General features: G+C 70.5%; 19 protein-coding genes. 15 read left to right on the top strand and 4 right to left on the bottom strand.

Features of this window, described 5'->3' with window-relative positions; all coding sequences use genetic code 11:
* The first annotated feature begins 41 nt into the window (after nt 1-41).
* From edd to ACSQ2F_RS16745, 8 genes are all read left to right on the top strand, one after another.
* Nucleotides 42-1,997 carry a phosphogluconate dehydratase gene (edd, locus tag ACSQ2F_RS16780; RefSeq protein ID WP_436024852.1) on the top strand — a complete coding sequence of 652 codons (1,956 nt, stop codon included), beginning with the start codon at nt 42-44 and terminating at the stop codon, nt 1,995-1,997.
* Nucleotides 1,984-2,604 (top strand): bifunctional 4-hydroxy-2-oxoglutarate aldolase/2-dehydro-3-deoxy-phosphogluconate aldolase, encoded by a 621-nt coding sequence (gene eda / locus ACSQ2F_RS16775; protein WP_436024850.1) that lies wholly within the window; start codon nt 1,984-1,986, stop codon nt 2,602-2,604. The genes edd and eda overlap by 14 nt, the downstream gene beginning before the upstream one ends.
* Before the next feature lie 17 nt (nt 2,605-2,621).
* On the top strand, nt 2,622-4,088 hold the full coding sequence (gene zwf / locus ACSQ2F_RS16770; protein WP_436024848.1) for a glucose-6-phosphate dehydrogenase: 1,467 nt from the start codon (nt 2,622-2,624) through the stop codon (nt 4,086-4,088).
* Between the two features lie 64 nt (nt 4,089-4,152).
* Entirely contained in the window at nt 4,153-4,776 is a 624-nt protein-coding gene (locus tag ACSQ2F_RS16765) for a LysE family translocator (protein WP_436024845.1), read from the top strand.
* 99 nt (nt 4,777-4,875) lie between these two features.
* Nucleotides 4,876-5,958, top strand: a complete 1,083-nt coding sequence (ada, locus tag ACSQ2F_RS16760) for a bifunctional DNA-binding transcriptional regulator/O6-methylguanine-DNA methyltransferase Ada (protein ID WP_436024843.1) — start codon at nt 4,876-4,878, stop codon at nt 5,956-5,958.
* The gene (locus ACSQ2F_RS16755; protein ID WP_436024841.1) at nt 5,955-6,653 is read left to right on the top strand and encodes a 2OG-Fe(II) oxygenase; all 699 of its coding nucleotides are present in this window, start codon (nt 5,955-5,957) and stop codon (nt 6,651-6,653) included. The genes ada and ACSQ2F_RS16755 overlap by 4 nt, the downstream gene beginning before the upstream one ends.
* On the top strand, nt 6,650-7,300 hold the full coding sequence (alkB, locus tag ACSQ2F_RS16750; RefSeq protein WP_436024839.1) for a DNA oxidative demethylase AlkB: 651 nt from the start codon (nt 6,650-6,652) through the stop codon (nt 7,298-7,300). The genes ACSQ2F_RS16755 and alkB overlap by 4 nt, the downstream gene beginning before the upstream one ends.
* Before the next feature lie 73 nt (nt 7,301-7,373).
* Entirely contained in the window at nt 7,374-8,582 is a 1,209-nt protein-coding gene (locus ACSQ2F_RS16745; RefSeq protein WP_436024837.1) for a YbfB/YjiJ family MFS transporter, read from the top strand.
* Nucleotides 8,583-8,597: 15 nt separating this feature from the next.
* Here ACSQ2F_RS16745 and ACSQ2F_RS16740 read toward each other — a convergent pair whose 3' ends face one another.
* Nucleotides 8,598-8,753: a DUF3096 domain-containing protein gene (locus tag ACSQ2F_RS16740; protein ID WP_436024835.1), complete on the bottom strand. Its 156-nt coding sequence runs from the start codon at nt 8,751-8,753 to the stop codon at nt 8,598-8,600.
* 51 nt (nt 8,754-8,804) lie between these two features.
* Nucleotides 8,805-9,917: a S1C family serine protease gene (locus tag ACSQ2F_RS16735; RefSeq protein ID WP_436024833.1), complete on the bottom strand. Its 1,113-nt coding sequence runs from the start codon at nt 9,915-9,917 to the stop codon at nt 8,805-8,807.
* Between the two features lie 179 nt (nt 9,918-10,096).
* On the opposite strand from ACSQ2F_RS16735, the gene ACSQ2F_RS16730 reads away from it, so the two are divergent.
* On the top strand, nt 10,097-11,053 hold the full coding sequence (locus ACSQ2F_RS16730; protein WP_436024831.1) for a Bug family tripartite tricarboxylate transporter substrate binding protein: 957 nt from the start codon (nt 10,097-10,099) through the stop codon (nt 11,051-11,053).
* A 50-nt stretch (nt 11,054-11,103) separates the two neighbouring features.
* Entirely contained in the window at nt 11,104-12,438 is a 1,335-nt protein-coding gene (gudD, locus tag ACSQ2F_RS16725) for a glucarate dehydratase (RefSeq protein WP_436024829.1), read from the top strand.
* Nucleotides 12,439-12,736: 298 nt separating this feature from the next.
* Here gudD and ACSQ2F_RS16720 read toward each other — a convergent pair whose 3' ends face one another.
* Complete coding sequence (locus tag ACSQ2F_RS16720) at nt 12,737-14,665, bottom strand: PhoX family protein (protein WP_436024827.1); 1,929 nt, start codon at nt 14,663-14,665, stop codon at nt 12,737-12,739.
* Between the two features lie 145 nt (nt 14,666-14,810).
* Here ACSQ2F_RS16720 and ACSQ2F_RS16715 point away from each other — a divergent pair, with 145 nt between their 5' ends.
* The 5 genes from ACSQ2F_RS16715 to rtcA all read left to right on the top strand — a co-directional run bounded on the left by ACSQ2F_RS16715 (nt 14,811) and on the right by rtcA (nt 20,503).
* A complete protein-coding gene (locus ACSQ2F_RS16715) occupies nt 14,811-15,335 on the top strand; it encodes a hypothetical protein (protein WP_436024825.1) in 525 nt (174 codons plus the stop codon).
* Nucleotides 15,336-15,347: 12 nt separating this feature from the next.
* The gene (locus ACSQ2F_RS16710) at nt 15,348-15,581 is read left to right on the top strand and encodes a hypothetical protein (protein ID WP_436024823.1); all 234 of its coding nucleotides are present in this window, start codon (nt 15,348-15,350) and stop codon (nt 15,579-15,581) included.
* A 75-nt stretch (nt 15,582-15,656) separates the two neighbouring features.
* On the top strand, nt 15,657-18,389 hold the full coding sequence (locus ACSQ2F_RS16705) for a DEAD/DEAH box helicase (RefSeq protein WP_436024821.1): 2,733 nt from the start codon (nt 15,657-15,659) through the stop codon (nt 18,387-18,389).
* A gap of 60 nt (nt 18,390-18,449) precedes the next feature.
* Complete coding sequence (locus ACSQ2F_RS16700) at nt 18,450-19,235, top strand: SDR family NAD(P)-dependent oxidoreductase (RefSeq protein WP_436024819.1); 786 nt, start codon at nt 18,450-18,452, stop codon at nt 19,233-19,235.
* Between the two features lie 161 nt (nt 19,236-19,396).
* Nucleotides 19,397-20,503 (top strand): RNA 3'-terminal phosphate cyclase, encoded by a 1,107-nt coding sequence (gene rtcA / locus ACSQ2F_RS16695; RefSeq protein ID WP_436024817.1) that lies wholly within the window; start codon nt 19,397-19,399, stop codon nt 20,501-20,503.
* A gap of 78 nt (nt 20,504-20,581) precedes the next feature.
* Here rtcA and ACSQ2F_RS16690 read toward each other — a convergent pair whose 3' ends face one another.
* On the bottom strand, nt 20,582-21,064 hold the full coding sequence (locus ACSQ2F_RS16690) for a DUF1854 domain-containing protein (protein WP_436024815.1): 483 nt from the start codon (nt 21,062-21,064) through the stop codon (nt 20,582-20,584).
* Nucleotides 21,065-21,080 lie beyond the last annotated feature (16 nt).

Raw genomic sequence — 21,080 nt, 5'->3', positions numbered from 1 at the left:
ATCGGCGGCGCCGAGTCGATTTCATCGGATCTGTATGCGACATGCCGGGCTGGCAAATCCACAAAAGAGCATGTAGCATTGCTACAAGTATCGCCGAAGTCTCGCGTCAGATCGACAGCAAACCGACAAATCCCATGTCCCTTCATCCCGTGGTGGCGCGTGTCACCGACCGGGTGCGCGCCCGCAGTGCCACCACCCGCGCCCACTACCTCGATACCGTGGCCGCCAGCCGACAGGCTGGCGTGGCCCGAGGCACCATCTCGTGCACGAACCTCGCGCACGCCATGGCTGCTCACCCCTCGCATGAAAAGCTGGTGTTGCGTGAGGCCCACCGGCCGAACGTGGCCGTCGTCACGTCGTACAACGACATGCTGTCGGCCCACCAGCCTTATGCGGACTATCCCGCGCTCATCAAGCGCGCGCTGCACGCGGCTGGCGCCGTCGGCCAGGTGGCCGGCGGCGTGCCGGCCATGTGCGATGGCGTGACGCAGGGCCAGCCCGGCATGGAGCTGTCGCTGTTCTCGCGCGATGTGATCGCGATGTCGACGGCCGTCGCCTTGTCGCACGGCGTGTTCGATGCGGCCCTGTGCCTTGGCGTCTGCGACAAGATCGTGCCGGGCCTGCTGATCGGTGCGCTGCACTTCGGCCACCTGCCGGTGATCTTCGTGCCCGCCGGTCCCATGCGCACGGGTCTGGCCAATGACGAGAAGGCGAAGGTGCGGCAACTGCACGCCAAGGGGCTGGTCGACCGCAGCGCGTTGCTCGAAGCCGAGAGCCAGGCGTACCACGGCGCCGGCACGTGCACGTTCTATGGCACCGCCAACAGCAACCAGTTGCTGATGGAAGTGATGGGCCTGCACCTCCCGGGATCCGCCTTCGTGCCGCCCGACACGCCGCTGCGTGCCGCACTCACCGAGGCGGCCGCGGTGCGGGTGGCGTCGCTCACCGCGCAAGGCCCTGCCTACACGCCGCTGGCCGACGTGGTCGACGAGCGCTGCATCGTCAATGCCATCGTGGCCCTGCTCGCAACCGGGGGCTCCACCAACCACACCATCCACCTCGTCGCCATGGCGCGCGCGGCCGGCATCGTCATCGACTGGGACGACTTCGACACGCTGTCACAGGCGGTGCCGCTGCTGACGCGCATCTATCCCAACGGCTCGGCGGACATCAATCACTTTCACGCGGCGGGCGGCATGGGCACGCTCATCGGCGACATGCTGACGGAAGGTCTGCTCCATGAGGACGTGAGCACGGTGGCCGGTCCGGGCCTGGCACGCTACGCCGAGGAGCCCGTGCTGCGCGACAACGAGGCGATCACCTGGCGCCGGGCGCCGGCCCGCAGCCTGGATGCCGCCGTGCTGCGGCCGGCCGCCGATCCCTTCAGCCCGGACAGCGGCCTGCGCATGCTGAGCGGCAACCTGGGCCGGGCGGTGATCAAGGTGTCGGCGGTCAAGCCCGAGCATCGCCGCGTCGAGGCGCCGGCCGTCGTGTTCGCAAGCCAGGCTGAGTTCATGCAGCGCTACAAGGCAGGCGATCTCGACCGCGACTTCGTGGCCGTGCTGCGGTTCCAGGGCCCGAAGGCCAATGGCATGCCCGAGCTGCACCAGCTGACCCCGGCGCTCGCCAATCTCCAGGACAAGGGGCGCGCCGTCGCGCTGGTGACCGACGGTCGCATGTCGGGCGCGTCCGGCAAGGTGCCGGCCGCCATCCACATCACCCCCGAGGCCCTGGGCAACGGCCCGATCGGCAAGGTGCGCGACGGCGACATCGTGCTGCTCGACGCCGACCACGGCACCCTGCATGTCCACGTGCCCGCCGGCGAGTGGGCCGCCCGGCCCCTGGCGGCAGTGCCCGACCTCGGCCAGCGCGGCATGGGCCGCGAACTGTTCACCGCCGCGCGTGCCGCAGCCGGAACGGCCGAGGAGGGCGCATGCTCCTTCGGCTGGTCCGCCATCCCGCCTCAACCCGAAGGAGCCGTCCATGAAGCCCGCTGAAGTCCTGTCCTTGTCGCCGGTGATGCCCGTCATCGCGCTGGAGCGCGTGGCCGATGCCGTGCCGCTGGCGCGCGCGCTGGTGGAGGGCGGCATCCGCCTGCTCGAGGTGACCCTGCGTACGCCGGTGGCCCTCGACTGCGTGCGCGCGATCGCCGCCGAAGTGCCCGAGGCCGTGGTCGGGGTCGGCACCATCATCAGCGCCCGCGATCTCGACGCGGCGCAGGCCGCCGGTGCGCGCTTCGGGGTCAGCCCCGGCGCGTCCGCAGCCCTGTTGTCGGCCGCTGCGCGCAGCGGCCTGCCGTTCGTCCCGGGCGTGATGACGCCTTCCGACGTCATCAACGCGCTCGACGCGGGCTTTGACGTCATGAAGCTCTTCCCCGCCGCTCAGGCTGGCGGGCTGGACATGCTCCGGGCGATGTCCGGACCATTTCCCCAGGTGCGCTTCTGTCCCACGGGCGGTGTCACACTGGAGTCCGCGCCGGCGCTGCTCAAGTTGAAGAACGTGGTCTGTGTCGGCGGCTCCTGGTTGACCCCGGCCCAGACCATCGCCAACGGCGACTGGGCCGCCATCCAGGCCCTTGCCCGCGCTGCCGCCGCGCTGCGCTGAAACCGGTTGCCCTGAACATGTTCGATCACCTGTCCACCCCCTGTCGGAGCCTCGTGCTCTTCGGTGCCACCGGCGACCTGGCTCGCCGCATGCTGTGGCCTTCGCTGTATGCGCTGCACCACGACGGCCTGCTGCCGGAGACGTTCAAGCTCATCGGGGCGGCCCACTCGAAGTACGAGCCGGCAGCCTTCGCCGAGCTGGTCCGCAATTCGGTGCTGGGGTCGGCCAATGCCGCCATGTTCGATGAAGCCCGCTTCGAGACGTTCATCCGCCGCGTCTCGTATGTCTCGATCGACGCCTCGAGCGATGCCGGTATGGCGCCGCTGCGCGAGGCCCTGACCGGCGTGGACGGCGGAACGATCTTCTACCTGTCCACCTCGCCGCACATGTTCGGCCCGATCTGCCGCACGCTCGGTGCCTGGGGCGTGCACGCGGACAGCCGCGTCGTGGTCGAGAAGCCGATCGGCACCGACGAGGCAAGCGCCAATGCGGTGAACGACGCCATCGCCTCCGCCTTTGCCGAGCACCAGGTGTTCCGCATCGACCACTACCTGGGCAAGGAGGCGGTGCAGAACCTGCTGGCACTGCGCTTCGCCAACGCCATCTTCGAGCCGCTGTGGAACGCGACGGCCATCGAGCAGGTGCAGATCACCGTGGCCGAGACCGTCGGCGTGGAAGGCCGCTGGGGCTACTACGACGGCGTGGGTGCGCTGCGGGACATGGTGCAGAACCACCTGCTGCAGCTGCTGTGCCTCGTGGCCATGGAGCCCCCGGCCAGCTTCACGCCCTCGGCCGTGCGCAACGAGAAGGTGAAGGTGCTGTGGTCGCTGCGTCCCATCACCGCCGCCAACGTCGCGACCCACACCGTCACTGGCCAGTACACCGAGGGCTTTGCAGGCGGGCAATCCGTCCCGGGCTACCGCGACGAGGCGGGTGCCAACCGTTCGAGCGACACCGAGACCTTCGTCGCCTTGCGGGCCGAGATCGACAACTGGCGCTGGGCCGGCGTGCCGTTCTACCTGCGCACCGGCAAGCGCATGCAGCGCCGCTCGAGCGAGATCGTCATTCACTTCAAGTCGGCGCCGTACAACATCTTCGCCGGCATCGGTGCGGGCTTGCAGCCCAACGTGCTGCTGATCAAGCTGCAGCCGGAGGAGATGATCACGCTCAGCCTGATGCACAAGCTGCCGGGCCGCAACGACATGCAGCTCGGCCAGGTGGGGCTCAACCTGTCGCTCGGCGACAAGTTCACGCAGACGCGACGACGCATCGCCTACGAGCGCATGTTGATCGACGTGCTGGCGGGGAACCCGTCGCTGTTTGTGCGGCGTGACGAGGTCGAGGCCGCGTGGAAATGGATCGACAGCATCGTCGCCGGCTGGCAGCAGACCGGCCAGAAGCCGCGCCCCTATGGCGCCGGGTCGTGGGGACCGAGTGCTGCCATCGGCCTGCCGGAACGCTTCGGGCATTCCTGGAGCGAGTGAGGGCTGCCGCGGGCGTGCAGCGGTGCGATGATGACGGCTTCGCCCGCTGACGCCCGTCCCGCCCATGCCGTCCATCGACACCTTCGCCGCCTTCTTCGGCGTCTCCGTGCTGCTGTGCCTCAGCCCGGGCCCGGACAACGTGTTCGTGCTGTTCCAGTCGGCCTTGAACGGGCGCCGCGCCGGCCTGAGCGTGGTGCTGGGCCTGTGCTCCGGCCTGCTCGTCCACACCGCCGCCGTGGCCCTCGGCTTGGCCGCCTTGCTCGCCACGTCTGAAGTCGCCTTTTCAGTGCTCAAGCTCGTGGGGGCGGTGTACCTCGCCTGGCTCGCATGGCAGGCATTCCGTGCACCGGTGGGCCCCGTCTCCGGGCAGGCCGCACCGGCCGGCTTCTGGCCCATGTACCGACGAGGCGTGGTGATGAACCTCAGCAACCCGAAGGTCACGATCTTCTTCCTCGCCTTCCTGCCCCAGTTCGTCGATCCGGCGCGTGGCGCCGCCGGTGTGCAGGTGTTGTGGCTGGGCGCTGCCTTCATCGCGGCCACCCTGCTCGTGTTCGGCGCGATCGCGTGGTTCTCCGCCGGTTTCGGGCGCCTGCTCCAGCGCTCGCCCGGGGTGCAGCGCGGGCTGAACTGGGCGGCCGGCACGGTGTTCCTGGGCCTGGCGGCTCGGCTCGCCCTCGCGGAGCGCTGAGCAGGCGCGCCTTCGCGAATTCAAGCGCAAGCCGCGGGGTGATCCGCAACGCCAGGCGCCGCACGATGTCGCTTCCGCCAAACTGATGTGGAGCACATCATGAAACGAGACCTCCCTTTGCCCAGCGACAGCGACAGCGACGACGCGCGCTGGGCGGCCGTGCAGGGCCGCGATGCAAGCCTTGACGGCCGCTTCTTCTACGCCGTGGCCACGACGGGCGTGTACTGCCGGCCGTCCTGCGGCGCTCGCCTGGCGCGGCGCGAGAACGTGACGTTCCACCCGACCGCGGCCGATGCCGAGCGCGCCGGCTTTCGCCCGTGCCGGCGCTGCCGGCCGGAGGGGCCTTCCCGCGCCGAGCGACACGCCGAGCGCGTGACGCTCGCCTGCCGAACCATCGAATCCGCCGAATCGCCGCCCGAGCTGGCGGTGCTGGCGGCGGCCGCGGGTCTGAGCCCGCATCACTTTCATCGGGTGTTCAAGGCCGTGACGGGCCTGACGCCGCGCGCCTATGCCCGCGCGCAACGGGCCGCGCGTGTGCGGGACGGCCTGGGCCGCGCCGGGACCGTCACCGAGGCGTTGCACGAGGCCGGCTACCCTTCGCAGGCCCGCTTCTATGAGGACGCCGCGGGTGTACTCGGGATGGCGCCGCGGGTGTACCGCTCGGGTGGCGCCGACACCCTCATCCGCTTCGCCATCGCCGCCTGTTCGCTCGGCGCATTGCTGGTGGCCGCCACCGATCGCGGCCTGTGCGCCATCGCGCTGGGCGACGATCCCGCGCCCCTGCTGCGTGACTTGCAGGACCGGTTCCCCAAGGCCGAGCTGGTGGGCGGGGATGCGACCTTCGACCAACTCGTCGCACGCGTGGTGGCCGTGGTGGAAAGCCCGACCGTCGCGGGGGCGGCCGAACTGCCGCTCGACATCCGCGGCACGGCCTTCCAGCAGCGCGTCTGGCAGGCACTGCGCAGGATCCCTGCGGGCGCGACGCGGACCTACAGCGAACTGGCCCGCGAGATCGGCGAGCCCGCCGCCGTGCGTGCGGTGGCCGCGGCCTGCGGCGCCAACACGCTGGCGGTCGTCGTGCCGTGTCATCGCGTCGTGCGAACCGACGGCAGCCTGAGCGGCTACCGCTGGGGCGTGGCCCGCAAGCAGGCGCTGCTCGAACGGGAGGGCAGCGGCACATGAGTCGCCTCGATGCGTTCGACTGGCCGGCCGTCGAGTCCGCGCTGGACGAGGAGGGCCAGGCGGTGCTGCAGGGGCTGCTCACGCCGAGGGAATGCGAGGCGGTCGCCGGATGGTATGGCGAGGGCGAGCGTTTTCGCAGCAAGGTGGTGATGGCGCGGCACGGCTTCGGTCGGGGCGAGTACCAGTACTTCGCCTACCCGCTGCCGCCGCTGTTGGCGGCCCTCCGGCCGGCCCTCTATGCCCGGCTCCAGCCCATCGCCAACCGGTGGCATGCGGCGATGGGCCTGGCCGCCGGGTTCCCGGCCGATCACGCCGAATTCCTGGCCCGTTGCCATGCGGCCGGGCAGGTGCGTCCGACGCCGCTTCTGCTGCAGTACGGCGAGGGCGACTACAACTGCCTGCACCAGGACCTGTACGGCGACCATGTATTTCCGCTTCAGGTGGCGGTGTTGCTCTCCGCGCCCGGGCGCGACTTCACGGGTGGCGAGTTCGTCATGACGGAGCAGCGCCCGCGCATGCAGTCACGGCCGATGGTGGTGCCGCTGGGCCAGGGAGATGCCGTGGTGATGGCGGTGAACCAGCGACCGGTGCAGGGCACGCGCGGCACCTACCGCGTCCAGCTGCGCCATGGGGTGAGCCGGGTGCGCTCGGGGCGCCGGCACACGTTGGGCGTGATCTTCCACGACGCGACATGACGGCCGACCTCTTCGACGACCTGCCGGCGCCTGTCTCCGAAGAGCGTCTGGCCGACGGGGCGGTGCTGTTGCGGGGCTTCGCGCTGGCGGAGGCGACGGCGCTCGTGTCCGCTGCGGAAGACGTGATGCGACGGGCACCGCTTCGCCACATGGTGACGCCCGGCGGCCGCGCCATGGCGGTGGCGATGACCAACTGCGGCCCGTTGGGCTGGGTGTCGGATCGCCGGGGCTACCGCTACCAGGGCACGGACCCGGTGTCTGGCGAGCCGTGGCCGGCCATGCCGGGCGCGATGGTCGCGCTCGCGACGCGCGCCGCGGACCACGCCGGCTATCCCGGCTTCGTGCCCGACGCCTGCCTGGTGAACGAGTACCGGGCCGGCACCCGGCTGTCCCTGCACCAGGACCGCGACGAGCTCGACTTCGCCGCGCCGATCGTCTCGGTGTCGCTCGGCCTGCCCGCGGTGTTCCTCTTCGGCGGGCAGGCGCGGAGCGGGCCGGTCAGCCGCTACCGGCTCGCCCACGGAGACGTGGTGGTGTGGGGCGGTGCCTCGCGCCTTGCCTTTCACGGCGTTGCACCCTTGGCCGCCGGGTTGCATCCGCTGCTGGGCGAGCGTCGCATCAACCTGACCTTCCGTCGCGCCCGATGACCTCGGTTCGTTGAGGTCGGCGCCCTCGGGTATCGTCGACCCTTTTCGCCTTCGCCTGCCGAGAGATCCGACCATGCCCGACGCTCGACCCGCTGCCACCGCGACCGCCGCGATGGCGGGCCTGTTCGCCCTGGCCGTCGCCATGGGCATCGGACGCTTCGCCTTCACGCCGCTCCTGCCAGTGATGCTGACCGATGGGCTGGTGGACCTGGCTTCGGGCAGCTGGCTCGCCACGGCCAACTACATCGGCTACCTGGTCGGCGCACTCGCCTGCACGGCGCATTCGCGCTTCACGGCACGCAGCGGCCGGCCTCCAGCGGACAGCGCGGGGTTCGTCCGCGCCGGCCTGCTGGCCACCGTGGTGCTCACCTTGGGCATGGCGCTGCCGGTGCCGGCCGCCTGGCCGACCTTGCGCTTCCTCGCCGGGGTGGCCAGCGCGCTCGTGTTCGTGCACACCTCGGGATGGTGCCTGGCTCGTCTCGCCCAGCTGGGCCGTCCGGCGCTCGGCGGAATGATCTACGTGGGTCCCGGCGCCGGCATCGTGGTGAGCGGGCTGCTGGTGGGCGGCATCGGGTGGGCGGGCGGTGGGGCCGCCACGGGATGGGCCGTGTTCGCCGTGCTCGCCGCGGGGCTGAGCGCGTTGGTCTGGCCGGTCGTGCGCCCCGGGGTCGTCTCCGCCGCCCCCTCCGCCACGGCGCCTGCAGGCCGGATGGGCCTGGAGACGACCTTGTTCATCCTGGCCTACGGCCTCTCCGGCTTCGGCTACATCATCACGGCCACCTTCCTGCCGGTGATCGCCCGCGGCGCGCTGCCGGGCTCGGCCTGGCTGGACTTCTTCTGGCCGCTGCTCGGAGCCGGCGTGATGGCCGGCGCAGTGCTCGCGACGCGCACCCCTGTGCACGTCGATCGGCGGCACGCGCTGGCCGTGTGCTACGCCGTGCAGGCGGTCGGCGTCGTGGTCGGCGTCTGGTGGCCGGGCGTGGCGAGCTTCGCCATCGGCAGCCTCCTGGTCGGGCTGCCCTTCACGGCGATCAGCTTCTTCGGCATGCAGGAGGCGCGGCGCCTGTCACCGGCCGCGCCGGCAGGCCTGATGGGTCTGGCGACGGCGGTGTACGGGGTCGGGCAGATCGCCGGCCCGCCGCTGGCCGCCTGGCTGGTCGGACGCAGCAGCGTGCCGGCGCAGGGCTTCAGCCTGGCGATCGACGCTGCAGCCGCCTCGCTGGTGCTGGGCGCCGCGTTGCACGTCATGCTGGCCTGGCGGTGGCCCGCGAGCACCCGTTGAGGCGGTGCACCGCTGTCAGTGGATGCGGATCGAGCCCAGGCCGAAGAGCCCGATGATGCCCACGGCAATCAGGTAGATCGCGACGATGAAGTTGAGCAGCTTGGGCATGATCAGCACGAGGATGCCGGCGACCAGCGAGATGAGCGGCGTGAGCGACAGGTTGATGGACAAGGGATGTTCCTTCCGGAGGTTGGGGCGGGCAAAGCGGGAACTGTAGCCGCCTCACTCGCGCAGCTCGGCCAATGTGACGACGACCTTGCGCACTTTTCCCGCACGCCACACGGTGAGCGTGACGCGATCACCGGGTTGGAAGCGCTCGAGCGCGTTGAGCATGTCGTCGAGGTCCTCGGTCGGTTCGTCGTCCACTGCCTGGATCACGTCGCCCTGCACGATGCTGCCTTCGGTGCCGCGCATGAAGGGCGCGAGGCCGGCGCGCCCGGCCGGGCCGTTGGGGACGACGCGCACCAGGGGAACGCCCTTGGGCAGTCCGAGCGTGCGGCCCATTCCTTCGGGGCCGGTCGACACGCCGATGGAGGGCCGCACCATCCGGCCGTCGCGGATGAGTCGGGGCACGATCCGGTTCACTTCGTCCACGGGGATCGCGAAGCCGATGCCGGCGCTGGCGCCCGACGGGCTGTAGATCGAGGTGTTCACGCCGATCATGCGGCCAGCCGAATCGAGCAGCGGGCCACCCGAATTGCCCGGGTTGATCGCCGCATCGGTCTGGATCGCGCCGCGAATGCTGCGGCGCGTGACGGCCTCGATCTCCCGGTTCAGTGCGCTGACCACGCCCACCGTGAGCGTCTGATCCAGGCCGAACGGGTTGCCGATGGCGAACACCCGCTGCCCGACCGCAAGCCCCTTGCTCGTGCCGAGCGCGATCGGAATGAGCTTGCTGCGCGGCGCGTCGATCTTGAGCACGGCCAGGTCGCGGTCCGGAAACGCGCCGACCAGCTGGGCGCGGTGACTGCTCTGGTCCGACAAGGTGACACGGGCGCCATTCGCCCCCTGGATGACGTGGAAGTTCGTGACGATGTGGCCCAGCTCGTCCCACACGAAGCCGGTGCCCGTGCCCTGCGGGACCTGGTGCACGGTGGTGGAGAAGAAGTCGCGCTCGAGACCGAGCGCCGTGATGTTGACCACCGAGGGGGAGGCACTCTTGAACACCGAGATGTTGGTCTGCTCGTCCGGCGTGAGGGGGCCCCGCGCGGCCACGGCACGCGGCGTGGCCTCCGGCCGGGCCACTGCGGGCAGTGTCGTGGCCAGCGCGAGCAGGCAGGACAGCAGGCGGGCGGAACGTGCGAACGGAAGGGGCGCGCGGCGGGACGTCGTCATGTCGGCAAGGCAGCGTGATGAACCAGCCGCCATGGTAGGGCAGCGCCTGACGGAGCGTGGGATCGGGGCCCTGCCGGCTTCGCTCGGCACGCCGTCTCCCCCGGGGAATCCCTGCCTTGACGGACGCTTCTGTTAACGATAACAATATGACCTTCATCGTTGCCACGCAGGACCGGTCCATGAAGAAAATCCTCTGCACCCTCGCGGCCTGGGCCGCCCTCAGCGGCTCGGCATGGGCCTGGCCCGACAAGCCGGTGACGCTGCTCGTGCCCTTCCCACCCGGCGGCTCGACCGACAGCCTGGCGCGCACCCTCGCCGCGAAGATGCAGGAACAACTCGGCCAGACGGTCGTCGTCGACAACAAGCCCGGCGCCACCGGCACCATCGGCGCCGGCCAGGTCAAGCGCGCGCCAGCCGACGGCTACACCGTCCTGGTCTCGTCGCTCGGCCCGTTCGTCATCGCGCCGCACCTCATCAAGAGCGTGCCGTATGACGCGGCGCGCGACTTCGACCTGTTGATGGTGGCCGTGCAGGCCCCCAACGTGCTCGTCGTGCCGGCCGCTTCGCCGCTGAAGTCGGTGGCCGACGTGCTGGCCGCACAGAAGAAGCAGCCGGGCAAGGTGAGCTTCGCCTCGTCCGGCAACGGCTCGTCCGATCACCTCACCGCCGAACTGTTCTGGCAGCAGACCGGTACGAGCGGGTTGCACGTGCCGTACAAGGGTGGCGCGCCCGCCATCACCGACCTGCTCGGCGGCCAGGTCGAAGCCTCCTTCCAGAACATCAATGCCGTCATCTCCCACATCCAGGCCGGCAAGCTGCGCGCCCTTGCCGTGACGGGAGAGAAGCGGGCGGCACTGCTGCCACAGGTTCCCACGCTGACCGAGTCGGGCGTGGCCAACGCCGACGTCTATTCATGGCAGGGCATTGCCGCGCCCAAGGGCCTGCCGGCAGAGGTCAACAAGCGCCTGCACGCGTCGCTGGTCGCCGCGCTGCAGGACCCCGCCGTGCGCAAGAAGCTCACCGACGTGGGGTTCGAGATCGTGGCCAACACCCCTGAACAGTTCGGCCAGTTCCAGGCGGCGGAGTTCGCCCGCTGGAAGAAGGTCATCGAGGTCGGCCGCATCACCGCCGACTGAAGCCGCCCCGCACCGTCCCGTCCCGTCCCATTCGCCCCGCCGGAGTCTCCATGTCCACCCCCAAGGTCGTCGACCTCAAAGTCATTCCCGTCGCCGGACGCGACGGCATGCTGCTCAATCTGAGCGGCGCGCATGCGCCCTTCTTCACCCGCAACATCGTGGTGCTGACCGACAGCGACGGCCACCAGGGCGTCGGGGAGGTGCCCGGTGGCGAGAAGATCCGCCAGACGATCGAGGATGCGCGGGCGCTTGTCGTCGGCCAGCCGATCGGCGATCACCTGCGTTTGCTTCAGTCGTGCCGCGAGCGCTTCGCCGACCGCGATGCTGGCGGCCGCGGCCTGCAGACCTTCGACCTGCGCGTTGCCATCCATGCCGTGACGGCCATCGAGTCCGCGCTGCTCGACCTGCTGGGCCAGCACATGGACCTGCCCGTGGCTGCCCTGCTGGGCGAAGGCCAGCAGCGTGACCGCGTCGAGATGCTCGGCTACCTGTTCTTCGTCGGCGACCGCACGCGCACTGACCTTCCCTATGCAGCCCCGACGGACGAACCGGCCGATGCGGACGACTGGAAGCGCATCCGGCACGAGGCCGCGATGACGCCCGAGGCCATCGTCCGTCTGGCCGAGGCGGCGCATGCGCGATACGGCTTCAACGACTTCAAGCTCAAGGGCGGCGTGCTCGCCGGCGAGGCGGAGGTGGAGGCGGTGCGGGCGCTGCACGAGCGCTTTCCCGAGGCCCGAGTCACGCTGGACCCGAACGGTGGCTGGCTCCTCAAGGATGCGGTGCGCCTGATGCGGGACATGCACGGTGTCGTGGCCTATGCGGAGGATCCCTGCGGCGCCGAGGACGGATTCTCCGGTCGCGAAGTGATGGCTGAGTTCCGCCGTGCCACCGGCCTGCCCACCGCCACCAACATGGTGGCGACGGACTGGCGCCAGCTGACCCACGCCCTGTCGCTGCAGTCGGTGGACATTCCGTTGGCCGACCCGCATTTCTGGACCATGGCCGGCTCGGTGCGCGTGGCACAGACCTGTCGCGACTGGGGTCTCACCTGGGGCTCGCACTCCAACAATCACTTCGACGTGTCGCTCGCCATGTTCACGCAGGTGGCCGCCGCGGCCCCTGGGCGCGTCACCGCGATCGACACCCACTGGATCTGGCAGGATGGACAGCGTCTCACCAAGGACCCGCTGCAGATTCGAGGCGGCTTCGTCGACGTGCCGAAGAAGCCGGGCCTGGGCGTCGAACTCGACATGGACGAAGTGATGAAGGCCCATGCGCTCTATCAGGCCCATGGCCTCGGCGCGCGCGACGATGCGATCGCCATGCAGTACCTCCTGCCGGGATGGCGCTTCGACCCGAAGCGGCCCTGCATGGTCCGCTGAGCGCGCAGGCCGCGGCATACGTCACGACGGGGTTGCCGGCACGGGGTGCTTCCCCTGATGCGGCGGCAGCGCCGCTTCGCTACATTGCAATCAGACGGCGGCGCGGCGACATTCCCATCCGCGCCAAGAAGACCGGCAATGCCCGTGACCGGCGCCGTCGCCATACACCCTCGATCCGGGCCACACGGAATCGGGCACCGCGTCGCTCATCGCATCCGCGTGAGGCAGCCTGCTTCCCGGCCGGACCCTGCCACAGCGAAGCCTCCCGCCCACAGGCCTTGATGCAGGCCTGCGTACCTCACGCCCCGATCACGCCACCGTCCGCCCGTCGAATCACCACCGTGGCTGACCGCGGTCGGCCGCCATCGGGCCAGCGCGAACTGCGGGCCACGCCGCTGCCGTCGTCGCCGCCTTCCGAGGGGCCCTCGCCGGGATGCTGGATGTTGACGAAGAAGGTGCGCAAATCCGGAGTCGCCGTGACGCCCGTCACTTCGCAGTCCACCGGCCCGGCAAGGAAGCGGCGCACCTCGCCGGTCTGCGGATCGGCCGCCAGCATCATGTTGTTGCCCAGCCGCTCGAATTCGCCGCGGCCCATGACCGCGCTCGACATGTCGGTCTGCATCCACAGCACACCTCGCGGGTCCATCCACAGCCCGTCCGGGCAGGCGAAGGCGTCGCCGCGAACGTTGCCCTGCGCCTGCGGACGCGCGTTCACCGGGTCGCCCGCCAGCACGAAGTGGTCCCAGCGGAACACCGCGGCGTCGAAGTCGCCTTCCTCGCGCCAGCGGATCACCTGGCCCATGGTGTTGTTCGCGCGCGGGTTGGCTGCATCCGCTGCGGGCTGCCCAGGACGCCCGCGCTGGCTGTTGTTGGTCAGCGCGCAGTAGACCTCGCGACGCGCAGGATCCACCGTGATCCACTCGGGCCGATCCATCCGGGTGCCGCCCAGCGCGTCGCTGGCCTGTCGAGCCCGAACCAGCACATCGCCGGCATCGGTGAAGCCACCTTCGACCGTCAGCGGGCCATGGCCGTGGACGAGCGGCAGCCAGCGTCCCGTGCCATCGGCATCGAAGCGAGCGACGTACAGCGTGCCGTGGTCCAGCAATCCGGCGTTGGCACGAGCGCCACCCGCCGCGACCCGGTCCCGGCTGACGAACTTGTAGATGTATTCGAAGCGTGCATCCTCGCCGGTGTACACGACAGCGCGCCCGTCGGACGTGACGGCCACGGTGGCGCCTTCGTGCGCCCCGCGCCCGAGCGCCGTGCGCTTCACCGGCGTGGACGACGGGTCCATCGGATCGATCTCGACGATCCAGCCGAACCGGTTCGGCTCGTTCGGATGGCGCGTCGCATCGAAGCGCTCGTCATGTTCGTGCCATCGTGTGCCGATGCCACCGGGCCGCAGTCCCCAGCGCTTGCCATGGGCATCGGGTTCTGCGGGCCCGTTGAAGTACAGGATGAAGTTCTCCTCCGACGTGAGGTAGGTGCCCCACGGCGTGATGCCGCTGGCGCAGTTGTTCATCGTGCCGAGCACGTGCAGGCCTTGCGGATCCGCTGCCGTTCGAACATGCGGATGACCGGCGGCGGGGCCTGCGAGGCGCATCGGCGTGTACGCCGTGATCCGCCGTGCGTAGCGGGACGGGCGCACCACCGTCCAGCCCGTCTCGCCGAGCACGACCTCGATGACCGACACGCCGTGCGCCGCCTGCGCCTTGCGCACCTTCTCGGCGGTCCAGGTGGCCATGCCGTCCGCGAACAGCAAGCCGTTGTCCGCGTACTCATGGTTCATCACCAGCAAGCCGCGTCGCGAGCCGTCGAGCGGGTAGTAGTGCATGCCGTCGTGGTGCATGCCCATTTGAGCCGCCTGATCCTCGGCGGTGTTGCTGCCATCGGGCCGGAATGCCGGCGACGCTTTGGCGAGGCCCACCGGGTCGCCCCATGGCGCAATCACGCGGGCCTCATAGCCTTCGGGCACCACCACCGTGTCCGCCCTCGAGGCGGCAATGCCCGTGAAGCCGAGGCGACCCGCGGCCGACGGGCGAAGTCCGGTCGGCGCGGCAATTGAACAAGCGGACAGGGCTCCGGCGGCCACCGGCGCCATCAGGCCCTGCAGCGCGGCGCCGAGGCCGCCCCGCAGCACGATGCGGCGGCCGGGGTCGGAGACCTCGTGGATCGACGGGTTCGTCGAGCGGTTGCTGTCTTCCATCGAGCCGAAGTCCTTCGCCATGCGCTTCTCCACCGGGTGTTGGCGACATTGTGGCAAACGCAAGCGACGCGTAGTCCCATCCCTACGCACAGGGGCGCGCGGGTCCGATGGGCTCGCCGAGCGATCAGCGGTGCAATGAGGCTTCCGGACTTCACAGGAGATCCACATGGCATTCGACAAGCACCATCCCGAACGTGACGCGAACCTCGACCCGATCACCCACGAGCCGGGTGCGCACCCCGTCGGCACCGGCCTCGGCGCAGCGGCTGGCGGCATGGCCGCTGGCGCGGCGGTCGGCACGGTGGCCGGCCCCATCGGCACCACGATCGGCGCGATCGTCGGCGCAGTGGCGGGTGGCCTCGCCGGCAAGGGCGTGGCCGAGATGATCGACCCCACGGCCGAAGACGAGTTCTGGCGCAGCAATTACAGCGCCCGCGATTACGTGGAGCAGGGCTCCACCTACGACGACTACGGTCCGGCCTATCGCTATGGCGTGGATCGGTACCGCTCGGCACCGGGCCGTTCCTTCGACGACGTGGAGCCGGAACTGTCGCATGACTGGGGCACCGCTCGCGGCACCTCGCGCCTCGGCTGGGACCGCGCCCGCCATGCCACGCGTGACGCGTGGTCCCGTCTGAGCGACACCACCGAGCGCGCCATGCCGGGTGACTCGGACCGCGACGGCAAGTGATGCGAGGTACCGATGCTGCACACGCTTTCTGATCGCTATCACCTGCTCCGCGAGGAGCTTCTGCGTCTGCAGTCGGCCGAGGTCCGCGACATGCCTGCCATCGACCGCACGCTCGATGCGCTTGCCGCCGAGTACCGGCACCTCAAGTCGGAGGACGGCCAGCACGGCAACAATCCGATCGAGTGCCGGCATGGCGAGCCGTCGGTCCTGCAGGTCGGGGCAGACGAGGACCTGCCTCAGCGCTGAGCCCGTCACGGACCGGTTGCGGCGATTCGGCGCCACGCGGTGTGGTGCAATCGCCGCAACCTCTCGTCCGTCGACATGCCTTTGCCGCTCCCCGATCCAGGCAACGATACGCCCCCCGAGTCCGGCGATTCGCCGCCCGCCGACGCCGCGCGTGAGCGCGCCGTGCTGGCGTGGGTCGACGCGCTGCGCGCTCGCGCCGACGCCGCAACGCTGCGCGCGCTGCCCGAACTGACGCCCGAAGACTCGGCCCGGGTCATGGCGCTGATGCGTCACCCGGAACCGCCCGCACCAGAGGCGGCCGGGGTGCAAGCCGATAGGCCGCACCGCGTTGCCTTTGCCACGGCCTCTTTTTACTTCCAGCCCCGACTCACGCTGCACACGCTCGGCCGAGGCGAAGGCCTGCTCGGCATGAAGCCGACCGGGCGCATCGGTCCGCGCGGCCCGGCCGTGACCGTGGCCTTCGTCGACTGGACCTACCGCCGTGCCGATGGCGCGTGCGCCGAGGTGCCGGCGCCCACGTCCGTTCTCAACAGCCGCGCTGCCGCGCCCTTGCTCGCACGCACGCCCGAAGGCCGTGAGGTTCCGGTGACGCGTGACATTCGCGCCGAGGCGGACGCGATGGACAGGGTCTGGGACCTGGGGCTCATTCCCTTCGAGGCCTCCTCCCTGCAGTGGCGTGATCGGCCATGGATCGGCCCCGGAACATCCGTCTGGACCCTCGAGCAGGAGAATCGCTTTGCCGACCTGTGGGCCGACGACCTGCCCGGCCTTCGGCTGGCCGGCTGGCGCGTCATGGTGCGTCCCGGTTTTGCGCACGAAAGCGTCCCGGTGACCGCCTGGCGCCTGGTGCTCGATGCGGCCACAGGCGAGCCGCTCGCTCGGGAACCCCTCGCGTTCTCCGGCGAGGCCTTGCCGCGCATCGGGCCGCTGCGTCAGCCGAAGCAGGAGGGCTCCTTCCTGCTCAGCCTGGGTGTGGAAATCGAAGGGGAGCGCTGGGACCTGGCGCCCCTGTTGTGGGACCTGCTGCGGCGCGACGCGCGATGGCTCGATGCGCGCCAGATCGCGCTCATCGATGACCGCGCCATCATCACCTTGCGTGCGCCGGGCGGGCGCCGGGTCGAAGCGCCCGCGGCGCCGCTCAAGGCGATCGTCGGCACGATGGTCGACCTGCTCTCCGGTCCGGAACCCGCGCAAGGGCCGCTGCGCCTGTCCGCCTGGGACCTGCACCGGCTCGATGACCTGCGCGCCAGCCTGCTCGACACGCAGGCCAGCCGGGCCGGCGTGCATGGCGCCTGGCAGCTGCAGGGCGATGCAGGCTTGCGCAGCTTGGCGCAGCGCCTGCGGGAGGCGAAGATGCCGGAGGCCCTTGCCGTCGAAGACCCGCCGGGCCTCGGCGTCACCTTGCGCCCTTACCAGCGCCGCGGCGTCGCGTGGTTGCAGTACTTGCGCGCGCATGACCTGGCCGGCATCCTGGCGGACGACATGGGTCTCGGCAAGACGGCGCAGGCGCTGGCCCATGTGCTGCTGGAAAAGCAGGCGGGCCGGCTGGACGGCTCGCCGGTGCTGATCGTGGTGCCTACCTCCCTGGTCTTCAACTGGCAGGCCGAAGCGGCCCGCATGGCGCCGGGTCTGCGCCTTCTCACCTTGCACGGTGCAGACCGTGGTGAGCGCATGCATGGCATCGCCGCGCACGACGTCGTGCTCACGACCTATCCGCTCGTCTGGCGGGACATCGATACGCTGGCCGCCCGTCGCTTCCACCTCCTCATTCTCGATGAGGCCCAGACGGTCAAGAACCCCACGGGCCGAGCCGCCGGCGCACTGCGCCGGCTGCAGGCGGCGCACCGACTGTGTCTGACCGGAACCCCGCTCGAGAACCATCTCGGCGAGCTCTGGGCGCAGTTCGACTTCCTGATGCCGGGCTTTCTGGGCGACCTGCGCAGCTTCACGCGACGCTGGCGCAAGCCGATCGAGGAGAACGGTGAGACCCTGCGAGCGGAGTTGCTGCGACGCCGGGTCCGGCCCTTCATCCTGCGGCGCCGCAAGGACGACGTGGCGACGGAGCTGCCGCCCAAGACGGAGGTCATCGAACGGGTCGAGCTGCAGGGGCGCCAGCGCGCCTTGTACGAAAGCGTGCGCGTGGCCGCCGATGAACTGGTTCGACGCGTGCTGCAGCGCCATGGTTTCGGGGGCGGCCTGATCACGATCCTCGATGCGCTGCTCAAGCTGCGGCAGGTGTGCGACGACCCGCACCTGCTGGCCGGCCGCAAGGTTCCCGCGGGTATCGAGAGTGCCAAGCGCGAGCGCTTGCGTGAGCTGCTGCCGTCGCTCGTCGCTGAAGGACGGCGAGTGCTCGTCTTCTCGCAGTTCACCGCCATGCTGGCGCTGCTGCGCGGCGACCTCGAGGCGCTCGGCATTTCCTTTCTGAGCCTCACGGGCGAGACGCCTGCGGGCGAGCGCGGCGCCACCGTGCGCGCGTTCCAGTCCGGCTCCGTGCCCGTGATGCTGCTGAGCCTCAAGGCGGGCGGCGTCGGGCTCAACCTCACGGCGGCCGACACGGTCATTCACGTGGACCCCTGGTGGAACCCGGCCGTCGAGCGCCAGGCCACCGACCGCGCGCACCGCATCGGGCAGCAGCGCCCGGTGTTCGTCCACAAGATCATCGTGGCGGGCAGCATCGAGGAGCGCATCCTCGAGTTGCAGGCGCGCAAGGGCGCGCTGGCCGAGGGCGTTCTCGGTGAGGACGGCGGGCTCGGCATGAAGTTCTCGGCCGCTGACCTGGATGCGTTCCTCGCCCCTCTGTCCTGACGGTCGATGCAGAATGAACGACCGTGCATTTCGCACGCGTCATCATTCGAAGGAGACTCCATGAAGCGCCTGCAAGGCAAGTCCGTTGTCATCACCGGTGCGGCGAGCGGCATCGGCCGGGCCGCCGCCCACCTCTTCGCCGCCCATGGCGCGCGCCTGTTGCTCGTCGACCGGGCTGATGACGTGCTCGCCACGGCCAGTGCCGTGCGATCCGAGGGCGGCACGGCCGTCGCACGCGTGGCCGATGTGTCGAGCGAAGAGGCAGTGCAGGGCTTCATCGGCGAGGCCGTGCGCCTGCACGGCGGACTCGATGCGGTCTATGCCAATGCCGGCATCAGCGGCGGTGGCATCGCCTTCGATGACCTCACGCCGGACGACTGGCTGCGCGTGCTCAACGTCAACCTCATTGGCGTGTTCCTGGCCATCAAGCATGCGGCGCGCGTGATGGTGCCGGCCGGGCGTGGCGCCATCGTCTGCACGGCGTCCGTCGCCGGCATCCGATCCGGCGCGGGCGGCGCACCCTACAGCGCCAGCAAGGCGGGCGTGATCAGCCTCGTGCAGACCAGCGCCAACCAGTTCGCGGGGACCGGCGTGCGGGTGAATGCCGTCTGTCCGGGCCTGGTCGAGACGGGCATGACGCAGAGCATCTTCGACCGCGCGCGCGAACGCGGCGTGGAGCAGAAGATCGGGCAGCTCAACCCCCTGCGTCGCAGCGGGTTGCCGCAAGAGATCGCCCAGGCTGCGCTCTTTCTCGCCTCCGACGAGGCCGCGTATGTGAACGGCCAGGCGCTCGCCGTCGACGGCGGGCTGTCGAGCTCGCTGCCCGTGGTCCCCCCGCGCGCCTGACGCCGGAGGGCAGGGGGCATCAAGGGTTCCGCGTGCGACGGGCCGACCGGCGGCCGAGCCGGGATCGGTTCCATGCGGCGCTGTCGGACGCCCGAGGCGCGCCGTACGCGAATCCTGCATCTCGGGTAACCTCCGCTCCGTCACTGATGTGGAGCCTTTTGATGGACGAGCCCGTCCGCGCCCTGCCAGGTGCCGCGTCGGGCGGCACGCCGTTGCGGCCCACCCTCCTGGAATTCGACGCGCCCCTGCACACCGGGGCGCATGGGCTTCGCACCGCCCTCGCCTTGTCCTGTGCCACGGGCCGGCCCTTCCGGATGCGGCACGTTCGCGCCGCGGCCGAGCGCCCGGGTCTGCAGCGTTCGCATCTCGCGTGCGTGCTGGCCGCCCAAGCCATCACGCAGGCCCGCGTCAGCGGCGTCGAGCCCGGCGCCACCGAGTTCGGTTTCGAGCCCGGCCCGGTGCAGGCTGGCGACTACACCTTCGGGGTCGGTGGAGGCGGCAGCTGCACCCTGCTGTTCCTGACCGTCTGGCCCGCGTTGATGACTGCCGGCGGCCCGAGCCAGGTGGCCCTGCGGGGCGGCACCCACACGCCCGAGGCGCCTCCGTTCCAGTTCGTGTCGCGCGCCTGCGCCCCGCTGGCGCGCCGCCTGGGGGCCGGGATCGAACTCCGGCTGCGCCGCCATGGCTTCCAGGCCACCGGCGGCGGTGGCTTCGAGGCGCAGGTGTCGCCACCGGAGGGAGGCGCGCTCCAGCCCTTCGACCTGCTGGAGCGCGGCGCGGCCGGCGCGGCGTACGCCGAGTGCCTGGCCGCCGCGGTGCCACGCCATGTCGCCGTGCGTGAGCTCGACATGGTCGGGCGACTCCTCGACTGGCGCGGCGACCAACTTCGCCAACCCCTGATGCGGCAGAACGAGGGGCCGGGCAACGCGCTGCTCGCCACCGTGGAGCATGCGAACGTGGTTGAAGTCATCAGCGCCTGCGGCGAAAAGGGCGTCAGCGCGGAGACGGTGGCGCGCCGTGTGGCGCGCGAGGTGCGCGAGCACCTGGCCAGCCCTGCCGCCCTCGGGCCTCACCTGGCGGTGCAGTGGCTCCTGCCCCTGGCCCTCGCCGTGCAGCGCAGTGGCCAGGCCGCCCGCTTCACGTGCACGGCGCTCAGCCCGCATGCGCAGGCGAGCCTGGAGATGATTCCCCGGTTCCTGCCGGTCACCGTGGCGGCGGAGCGCCTGCCAGGCGGGTGGCTGGTGCGCGTGGCGCCCGAGGTCGGCTGAGGCGGCGCTGCCCCGGGCGGCGGTGTCGACGGTCGGCGAGGTCCCGCGCCGCCAAGGCGCAGGCCTGCGAGGCGCGCCCTACAGGAACCGATCGAGCAGGCGGCGGGACGTCTTGTCGAGGGCCATCCGGTCCCGGATGAGGAACTGGACACCGCGCGCGTCGGCAATCATCAGCGCGCCGTCGCGCAGGCGACGGATGTTCTCCTCGACCTCCAGCACGAGGCGGGTATCGCCGCGATCCGTTTCCACGTCCCAGGCGCTGGGCGTGGCGAAGGTCGACACGCTGCGGATGCGCTGGATCACCGGCACGAATTCGCGTTGGGCGAGGTCTTCCTCGACCAGCCTGCGCAACGCGGGATCGGCCTGGCTCAGGCGATCGATCCAGGCGAGCTCGTGGCCGTCGGTGCCCACGATGGAGACACCCTCGTCCGGTGCCGCGATGGGAAAGGCGCGCACCGGCACGCAGTCCTCCGAGCGCGTGCCGTCGGCGGCGATGTGCACGAGGTGCCCGTGCGCGTTGCGCTCGAGTCGGAAGGGCAGGGGCGTGATGGATTCGTTCATGGCTCGGACTGCGTGC

The organism is Rhizobacter sp. LjRoot28 (assembly GCF_964253025.1).
GTDB lineage: Bacteria > Pseudomonadota > Gammaproteobacteria > Burkholderiales > Burkholderiaceae_C > Rhizobacter.
Note: the sequence above shows the minus strand (reverse complement) of the source record. Positions and strands in the feature narration are given on the sequence as shown.

What these genes read in the sequence shown, in the direction of transcription:
- edd (WP_436024852.1), top strand. Translation starts at nt 42, where the DNA reads ATGCCGGGCTGGCAAATCCACAAAAGAGCATGTAGCATTGCTACAAGT.
- eda (WP_436024850.1), top strand. Translation starts at nt 1,984, where the DNA reads ATGAAGCCCGCTGAAGTCCTGTCCTTGTCGCCGGTGATGCCCGTCATC.
- zwf (WP_436024848.1), top strand. Translation starts at nt 2,622, where the DNA reads ATGTTCGATCACCTGTCCACCCCCTGTCGGAGCCTCGTGCTCTTCGGT.
- ACSQ2F_RS16765 (WP_436024845.1), top strand. Translation starts at nt 4,153, where the DNA reads ATGCCGTCCATCGACACCTTCGCCGCCTTCTTCGGCGTCTCCGTGCTG.
- ada (WP_436024843.1), top strand. Translation starts at nt 4,876, where the DNA reads ATGAAACGAGACCTCCCTTTGCCCAGCGACAGCGACAGCGACGACGCG.
- ACSQ2F_RS16755 (WP_436024841.1), top strand. Translation starts at nt 5,955, where the DNA reads ATGAGTCGCCTCGATGCGTTCGACTGGCCGGCCGTCGAGTCCGCGCTG.
- alkB (WP_436024839.1), top strand. Translation starts at nt 6,650, where the DNA reads ATGACGGCCGACCTCTTCGACGACCTGCCGGCGCCTGTCTCCGAAGAG.
- ACSQ2F_RS16745 (WP_436024837.1), top strand. Translation starts at nt 7,374, where the DNA reads ATGCCCGACGCTCGACCCGCTGCCACCGCGACCGCCGCGATGGCGGGC.
- ACSQ2F_RS16735 (WP_436024833.1), bottom strand. Translation starts at nt 9,917, where the DNA reads ATGACGACGTCCCGCCGCGCGCCCCTTCCGTTCGCACGTTCCGCCCGC.
- ACSQ2F_RS16730 (WP_436024831.1), top strand. Translation starts at nt 10,097, where the DNA reads ATGAAGAAAATCCTCTGCACCCTCGCGGCCTGGGCCGCCCTCAGCGGC.
- gudD (WP_436024829.1), top strand. Translation starts at nt 11,104, where the DNA reads ATGTCCACCCCCAAGGTCGTCGACCTCAAAGTCATTCCCGTCGCCGGA.
- ACSQ2F_RS16720 (WP_436024827.1), bottom strand. Translation starts at nt 14,665, where the DNA reads ATGGCGAAGGACTTCGGCTCGATGGAAGACAGCAACCGCTCGACGAAC.
- ACSQ2F_RS16715 (WP_436024825.1), top strand. Translation starts at nt 14,811, where the DNA reads ATGGCATTCGACAAGCACCATCCCGAACGTGACGCGAACCTCGACCCG.
- ACSQ2F_RS16710 (WP_436024823.1), top strand. Translation starts at nt 15,348, where the DNA reads ATGCTGCACACGCTTTCTGATCGCTATCACCTGCTCCGCGAGGAGCTT.
- ACSQ2F_RS16705 (WP_436024821.1), top strand. Translation starts at nt 15,657, where the DNA reads ATGCCTTTGCCGCTCCCCGATCCAGGCAACGATACGCCCCCCGAGTCC.
- ACSQ2F_RS16700 (WP_436024819.1), top strand. Translation starts at nt 18,450, where the DNA reads ATGAAGCGCCTGCAAGGCAAGTCCGTTGTCATCACCGGTGCGGCGAGC.
- rtcA (WP_436024817.1), top strand. Translation starts at nt 19,397, where the DNA reads ATGGACGAGCCCGTCCGCGCCCTGCCAGGTGCCGCGTCGGGCGGCACG.
- ACSQ2F_RS16690 (WP_436024815.1), bottom strand. Translation starts at nt 21,064, where the DNA reads ATGAACGAATCCATCACGCCCCTGCCCTTCCGACTCGAGCGCAACGCG.